Origin of the sequence: Coxiella endosymbiont of Ornithodoros maritimus (assembly GCF_907164965.1) — a bacterium.
Taxonomy (GTDB): domain Bacteria; phylum Pseudomonadota; class Gammaproteobacteria; order Coxiellales; family Coxiellaceae; genus Coxiella.
Genome location: NZ_CAJRAM010000010.1, coordinates 38,138 through 45,667, shown reverse-complemented (window position 1 = coordinate 45,667; position 7,530 = coordinate 38,138). Strand labels below are relative to the sequence as shown.

The following is a 7,530-nucleotide window of genomic DNA, read 5'->3' as shown; positions in this document are numbered from 1 at the left end:
CCCATGAACCCGATACCAATGGTTCGCGCCTCCACACGCTTCTATCAACCACACAAGCCACCTTAAGGCCTTGCCACAGTGGACACATATTGAGCGCCTAACCCCTCTCGTGTGGATCACCTTACCCCACTCATCAATCCCACACAGTTGAAAAACCCCTTTTGCAATAAATACCAACACCAAGTATTTTAATATCTTTCATGGCCCTGCTCCTTTTTTTAAAAATAGAAACTCTATGTTGGCGCATTATAACGCCCTCTTTAAGGAGGGGCACTTTTCATTAGGTTATTCTCTTGAATTCGGAACAGATTTTAAACTTTCACACCTAAAATAGCTCTTAGATGTTCCTAAGAAGGATCACTGATGCATCTCGAGCAATTAGAAGAGAGAGCTTTAGAACAGCGCTTAAGCGAGGTTCAAAGGCTTATGGAAGACTGAAACTGCTCGTGGAAAGGCTGTATACTTGTATATAGATTGGATTTGAGGCTTCCCCATCCAGCTAAAGGTTTTTTTGACAAGCACGGGGTGAATGGGTAGAGGATTTACTCGCTGACAATCCAGAAAATCTACGTGAGGTTATCGAGAATTTGAAAGGAATGACGAATTTGTTAGAGTATCCCGCTTGTATTATCTCATGCTTCGCCTGCTGTTGTATGACACTAGGGAGCGCGCGGCTGTAGATGCCCATGATTGAATTGGCTGTCACCACCTCCTCCACCTCCTGGGCTATATCAAAACGGATATCGATAAGTGCATACGCGAATGCAGGCACGGGAATTAGTGGTTTTGTCTTTTCGGATTGCATGAGCGAAAAGCTGAAAGATGAGATAATAGAGCTTACTGAAGAGCTGGAGGTATTCTAAAGAGCCGCCTGTTAGATCAGCCTATGGATCAAAAGAGAATAAAATTAAGAGAATGGCGTTCTTGTTGGGCTCTTTAGACAAGAATGAAGATGCACCCATTTAGCGATCGTTTTTCAAACATCCCAGTTACGAAAAAAATATACTCTCTGAAATTTTCGCTTGCTTGCCCCCAAAGAAAGAGAAGTAGCCTCCTTTCCTGTACCAAACCTCCACACCTAGCCCACCTAGCCCTGATAGAAGATAATGCCAGCCACCCCCCCCTTATTAGCCCTTCCAACCTTATACCCCTTATCAAAAAGTTCAACGGAATTAAGAATTAGGCTTATCATGGCGACTTTTATAGAGTATAATGACCCTTCTGATCAAGGATTTTACATGTACGCAAAAGAACGAAACGCCGTAACCTCACTGGCGGTTATTATGTCATTTCGGATGTTAGGACTCTTTATGCTCCTGCCGGTGTTTGCCTTGTACGTGAATCGCATACCTTATGCAACGCCGGCGCTCATTGGTGTGGCTATTGGCGTTTATGGATTTATGCAAGCTTTTTTTCAAATCCCTTTTGGAATGCTGTCCGATCGTATTGGTCGCAAACCCATTATCGCTGGGGGATTACTGTTACTGGGCGTTGGAAGCTCGATTGCAGCGTTTTCTCATTCTATTTACGGGATTATTTTTGGCCGTGCGCTCCAAGGTGCGGGGGCCATCGGCAGTACAGTATTAGCCATGATTGCAGATCTAACGCGGGATGAGGAACGCAGTAAAGCTATGGCTCTGGTGGGTATGACTATTGGGTTCTCATTTGCTGTTGCGATAATTCTTGGACCTATTATTAACGCCTGGTTTCACTTGGAGGGCATTTTTTGGGCAACGCTTGCTTTTGCTATCCTAGGACTTATTCTTCTTTTTACGGTGGTTCCTACCCCTCCACAGACATTGGCTCATCCTGAGGTAGAGTCCGAACAAAGTTATGTTAAAAATGTCCTGCGAAATACTCAGCTTTTACGACTTGATTTTGGCATTTTTTCATTGCACTGCATTCTAACGGCCATGTTCATCGGGATTCCCATTATGTTAAGCCAACGATTGAATTTAACAGAACACGGCCAAGTTTTACTTTACTTAATTATTATGGCGCTGGCATTTATTGCCATGATACCACTTATCATCGTGGCGGAAAAAAAGCGGCAATTAAAGCCTTTTTTTATTATTTCCATCTTGCTTCTAATCGCCTGCCAACTATCGCTACTGTTTTTTCACCGCTCGGTCATACAAATCGGGATTCCCCTGTTTGTGTTTTTCACCGCTTTTACACTGCTAGAAGCTTCCTTGCCTTCGTGGATTTCTAAAATTGCTCCAATTCGCCATAAGGGAACCGCCATGGGCATTTACTCTTCCGCTCAATTCTTTGGCATCTTTATCGGCGGCACTGTCGGAGGTTGGGTGTTCGGTCACTTCCATCTAGCTGCTCTTTTCTTTTTTTGCGCCGCCATCGGGTTTATTTGGTTATTGGTTGCTTTAACCATGCAACACCCTCCTTATTTTTCAACGGTTATCGTAAAAATGGATAATTATTTGGAGCAAAATTTAGATCAGCTTGATAAAAGCATTTCTAAAATTTCCGGTGTCGCTGAAACTGCGATTTTACACCATGAAAATTTAATTTATTTTAAAATCGATAAAAAAATAATTAGTGAAGACGAATTGCGAAAATGGATCAGAGAGTAACCTAAAGACCAATAAGAATTAACAGGGCGTTAATTCGGAATTAAGAAACTAGAGAATTTAGGAGATTGTAAATGGCTAGAGGTGTAAATAAAGTTATTTTAATTGGAAACTTAGGTCAAGATCCAGAAGTGCGTTATACCCCAAACGGAAATGCGGTGGCAAGCGTAACGTTAGCAACTAGCAGCACGTGGCGCGATAAGCAAACGGGTGAATTACAAGAACGTACGGAATGGCACCGCATTGCTTTCTTTAATCGTTTAGCCGAAATTGTCGGTGAGTACTTGCGAAAAGGCTCGAAAATCTACATAGAAGGCAGTTTGCGAACGCGCAAATGGCAAGATAAAAACGGAGTCGATCGCTATACCACTGAAATTATTGCCAACGAGATGCATATGCTCGACCATCGCGGCGGCGGTAATACTAGGAATTATGGTAATCATTCAGAAGGCTTTGTGTCAAATAAACAAAGCGCACCAACGAGCAGCCAAACCCCAACCGCTGGAGACGACAGTTCGATGGCCGATTTTGATGATGATATTCCATTTTAATAGCATCACTGTCACTCCGGGTTTTTCGGAGTGACAGCTATCGAAGGAATAACCTTCTCAATTTCAACGTCTCTCTCATAATCGATACCGTTTAAACCAAAACCAAAAAGTTTATAAAAATCCTTGCGATAACCAGCAATATCAGAAAGCGTCTCTACGTTGTCACTGTTAATGCATTCCCATAACCATTTAATTTCTGCTTGCACATCTTCACGCATTTCCCAATCATCAATTCGGATACGACCTTCTGAATCTGTGGGAATGTTCTGATTGGAGTATAAGCGTTGCTTGAATAAACGCCACATTTGTTCGATACAGCCTTCATGAATATTTTTCTCTTTCATAATTTTATAAAGCAATGAAATATATAAAGGGACCACTGGAATTGCTGCGCTGGCTTGCGTTACTAAGGCTTCATTTACGGAAATCAGGGCTTGACCGCTTAGCACCGACTGTAATTGACTGTCTAACTCTTTAGCTGTTTTTTCTAGGTGGAGCTTTGCTCTTCCTATCGTTCCGTTGCGGTAAACGGCGTGAGTGAGTTCAGGGCCAATATAAGTAAAAGCTACCGTTTTAACCCCTTCCGCCAAGCAATTATGTTTGAACAACGCATTAATCCACAAAGCCCAGTCATCACCGCCCATAACCGCTTCGGTATCTCTGATTTCCTTTTCTGTTGCCGGTTCAATCGAAAGTAGACTGACTTCACCCGTCATGACATCAACGGTTTTATTGTGATACGTCTGCCCAATAGGCTTTAACACTGAATTAAAAATTTCGCCCGTATGGGGATGAACGCGACGGGGCGAAGCAATGCTATATATCACGAGATCAACGCCGCCCTGCCAATCCTTTTGAATCAAATCGATGGTTTGTTGTTTGATTTCATCCGAAAAAGCATCACCATTAATGCTTTTGGCATAGAGACCGGCGGCAAGAGCGGTCCCCTCAAAAGCTGCAGTATTGTACCAGCCGGGAGAAGCGGTGTGTTTCCCACTAGCCGGTCTTTCAAAAAAAACACCGATGGTCTTGGCGCCCACGCTGAAAGCCGCCACGATACGGCTGGCAAGTCCAAAGCCGGTTGAGGCACCAATAATTAAAACTTTTTTGAGGGCGCCCGTAAGCGAAGGCCGTTGTTTAGCATAATTAACCCATTCGCCAACGTGTCTAGCACAACCCTCTGGATGTGCAGTGGTACAAATAAAACCACGAACTTTCGGTTGAACAATCATGCAATCATCTCCCTCACTCTATTTGCCCGCAGGCTTAATATTAAGAGAATGCTACTTTAACAGTTTCTTACTACTTTTAAAATCAGGAGAGAACCGTTTTTGGTAATCGCACTCTTCAGCAGTCTTCTAGCGCGCTGAGCGTAGAGAATTTATTTGAGACACTTGTGTTGTTGCTCCTTCTGTAGGTGAGCGCGGTTTAAAAAACGAGGTGGCGCTCATTACAATCCCATGGTAATTTTGTTGGTCGATTGGATCAACAAAGATAGCCTGTAAATAGTTAAAAAATGAGGATTTTCAAGAAGCGAATGAGCCAGCATCGAGGCATTTTCTCGTTGAGAAACGATTAATTTGAGAGCTTTTTCCAATAACAAAGACTTTATTTCCCTTTCCCTTCCTGATTGCAATGAAAGCCGAGGAAATTATTTAAAAGATGAAGCAAAGCATTCACCAAAGGCACGGAGAACTCCCAATGAGCTAATTGCAAAGTTTGCCCCAATAAACCCATAACGGAAAGGAAAGTGAGAAAAAGAAGGGAGGATTCTCTTTCGGAAGCTAGAATAAAACTTTGATGGAGCAACTCCATATTGGAAAAAAGAGCCTTAAGTAAAATTGCTTTGCTTTCTGTGTCTGTTACCTCAAGGTAATAGAAAATTTTCTTTATACAATTAGCACAATATTAGTCTCGAGCGTTTAAAGGGAGTACTGTTAATAATACGTTGGGAATAACAGTAGAGCGTAAGAAAAAGTTTCCACCGCCAATCCGAGAAACTTCCTCTAACAAGAATAAGTTTATTTCATTACTCCATCGAGTAGAGTCCCAGTGCATCATGCTAAAAATAGCATGGGGGATTTGGAGTGTAAGACGGTTACGATTTGTTCTTTTAATAACCACGTCTCATTTGAGATGACTAAAAATAGAGGCAAAAGGAATAAGAAATCGCTAATTTGCTTATTATCTTTATTACAGAGAACCGTTTTAAATTGATTATTTATGCTTAATACAGCTTTTCTCTAACACCTAATTTTACGATCGATAAAATCTTACTTTTTTCTCAAGATGGCTTGGGATAGTTTTTAAATAATCAGGCATAAACTCACAAAATTTGTTAAAAATAGTTTGGGCTTCGCAAAGTGGTTACTCAAAGGCCTTCTCTAAGGCTGAAAATACCCTTTGATTTATTAGTGGAATGAGAGAAGGATCTTTCTTTAGCTCGTTTCTAGCCTCGAGCCTATTTGAATCTAACACCATGACCTCCCACTTGACGAGCCATTTCATCAGGGAAATTTTTAAAAATAGGCCTTAACTGTTCAATTAAACCGCTCTTCAGTACAAAATCAATCTGTACAAAAATACTAGTCGCCTTATTAATTAAATCGGATGATGAGGAAACTTCATTAGCAGATAAAATAGTTTGATTTTCATTTCTCATTTTTTCTTCTTAGAAATTTTAGCGCCAGATACCATCTTAAAACTCTAAATAAAAAATATTAAATAGATATAAAGTAAATGACAAACTAAAGAAAATGAGAACGACTAATGGTTTGATTTATGTAAACGCCATAAACAGTGATGATGACATAAGAAACGAGCAACAAAATAAAAGAATGTTGTAAACCGATATAATCGGCAAGTAACCCTTGTAATTCAGGAATGATAGCGCCACCCACGATGGCCATGATGAGAAATCCACTCGCCTTATTTTTTATTGATTCGTTTGGCAACCCAGCAATGGCTAGCGCAAAAATGGTAGAGAACATAATGGAATTAAAAACGCCCAACAATAACAAGGACCACATGGCCGCTCCACCTGTCATCAAAATAACGCCACACAATAATAAAAGATTAGCCACGGCGCACACGGCTAAAACTTTCGACGCGTTAGTTTTGGTTAATACATACGAACCGATTAATCGGCCGATCATGGCGCCGCCCCAGTATATCGAGAGGTATTCCGCTGCATGAGAAAGTGAGAAGTTGGTAATTTGCGGCAGATGGAGGTAATTAACGATTAAACTGCCTGCCGAAACTTCAGCGCCCACATAGAAAAAAATGCCTACCAATCCTAAAGTAAAAGGAAGATGCTTCCATAAAACAAAATCAATAATCTTGTCTTTCTCCTCTTTTTCCAAGGGGTCATCAACACGACGGAAATTAAATCGATTTATAAATAAAGCTACCGCAATCGAAACTAAGGCAATAATGATATAAGGAACGTATAAATTTGTGGCTACAATAAAACGACCGAAAATTAACGGCGCAATCACGTAACCTAAAGAATTGATACCTTGGGCTAATGTCAACCGAGCAGAAGATGTTTTGGTAGGACCCAGTAAAGTGATAAGTGGATTCGCGGACACCTGTAACATCACGATACCGCTTGCTAATATAAATAATCCAAAGAGAAAGACCCCATAAATAAGTGTTAAATCAGCAGGAATAAAGATAAGGCAACCCAAAGCGATAATAAAAAGCCCTACAATAATACTTTTTTGATACTTTAGTTTGTTAAGCAAAAAAGCCATCGGTAAGGACATAAGAAAATAAGTAAAAAAGAAACTAAATTGCACCAGGATAGCCTGGCTATAACTCAAATGAAGCCTCTCCTTTAAAAGAGGTATCAGCAAGTCGTTCAATAAGGTGATGAAACCCCAGATGAAAAATAAAATAACAATCGCGCTGAACAACGCTGGTTGAGTGGCAAATTGCTTACTTTTTCCTGAAACCGGAAAAGAAAATTTCATTATTGATCTTCACTGGATTCCGATTTTTCACGATCGACTAATTCCACAATCGCCATTGGTGCGTTATCGCCGTCACGAAAACCGTATTTCAAGACTCGACAATACCCTCCTGGTCGCTCTTTGTGTCGAGGCGCAATTTCCTTAAATAGCTTTGCGACGATGGCGTCATCCCGCAGACGATTAAAAGCCAAACGACGATTAACCACCGTATCTTTCTTAGCTAAGGTAATTAAGGGTTCAATCACGCGTCGCAATTCCTTCGCTTTTGGTAACGTTGTTTTAATCAACTCATGTTGAAAGAGCGACACCGCCATATTTCGCAGCATAGCTTTGCGATGGGCGCTTGTCCGATTTAAATGTCTACCACTTTTTCGATGATGCACGGTTCATACCCTATACATAATAGTTTTTCTAAAA

Annotated in this window: 6 protein-coding genes and 3 pseudogenes; 3 read left to right on the top strand and 6 right to left on the bottom strand. The window is 41.0% G+C overall.

Features of this window, described 5'->3' with window-relative positions:
• Positions 1–202 (bottom strand): annotated as a pseudogene (locus tag OWO34_RS01250) (IS110 family transposase); the annotation flags it as partial.
• A gap of 161 nt (positions 203–363) precedes the next feature.
• Between OWO34_RS01250 and OWO34_RS01245 the strand changes: the two are divergent.
• From OWO34_RS01245 to ssb, 3 genes and pseudogenes are all read left to right on the top strand, one after another.
• Positions 364–1,183 (top strand): annotated as a pseudogene (locus OWO34_RS01245) (hypothetical protein).
• A gap of 55 nt (positions 1,184–1,238) precedes the next feature.
• Positions 1,239–2,613, top strand: a pseudogene (locus OWO34_RS01240) (MFS transporter).
• Positions 2,614–2,662: 49 nt separating this feature from the next.
• A complete protein-coding gene (ssb, locus tag OWO34_RS01235; RefSeq protein ID WP_267256271.1) occupies positions 2,663–3,139 on the top strand; it encodes a single-stranded DNA-binding protein in 477 nt (158 codons plus the stop codon).
• An 11-nt stretch (positions 3,140–3,150) separates the two neighbouring features.
• On the opposite strand, the gene fabV is transcribed toward ssb, so the two are convergent.
• The 5 genes from fabV to rplQ all read right to left on the bottom strand — a co-directional run bounded on the left by fabV (position 3,151) and on the right by rplQ (position 7,496).
• On the bottom strand, positions 3,151–4,371 hold the full coding sequence (gene fabV, locus OWO34_RS01230; RefSeq protein ID WP_267256270.1) for an enoyl-ACP reductase FabV: 1,221 nt from the start codon (positions 4,369–4,371) through the stop codon (positions 3,151–3,153).
• A gap of 218 nt (positions 4,372–4,589) precedes the next feature.
• Positions 4,590–4,736: a hypothetical protein gene (locus OWO34_RS01225; protein WP_267256269.1), complete on the bottom strand. Its 147-nt coding sequence runs from the start codon at positions 4,734–4,736 to the stop codon at positions 4,590–4,592.
• An 864-nt stretch (positions 4,737–5,600) separates the two neighbouring features.
• On the bottom strand, positions 5,601–5,801 hold the full coding sequence (locus OWO34_RS01220; RefSeq protein WP_267256268.1) for a hypothetical protein: 201 nt from the start codon (positions 5,799–5,801) through the stop codon (positions 5,601–5,603).
• Positions 5,802–5,886: 85 nt separating this feature from the next.
• Positions 5,887–7,113: a sugar MFS transporter gene (locus tag OWO34_RS01215; protein ID WP_267256267.1), complete on the bottom strand. Its 1,227-nt coding sequence runs from the start codon at positions 7,111–7,113 to the stop codon at positions 5,887–5,889.
• Positions 7,113–7,496 (bottom strand): 50S ribosomal protein L17, encoded by a 384-nt coding sequence (gene rplQ, locus OWO34_RS01210; RefSeq protein ID WP_267256266.1) that lies wholly within the window; start codon positions 7,494–7,496, stop codon positions 7,113–7,115. The genes OWO34_RS01215 and rplQ overlap by 1 nt, the downstream gene beginning before the upstream one ends.
• Positions 7,497–7,530 lie beyond the last annotated feature (34 nt).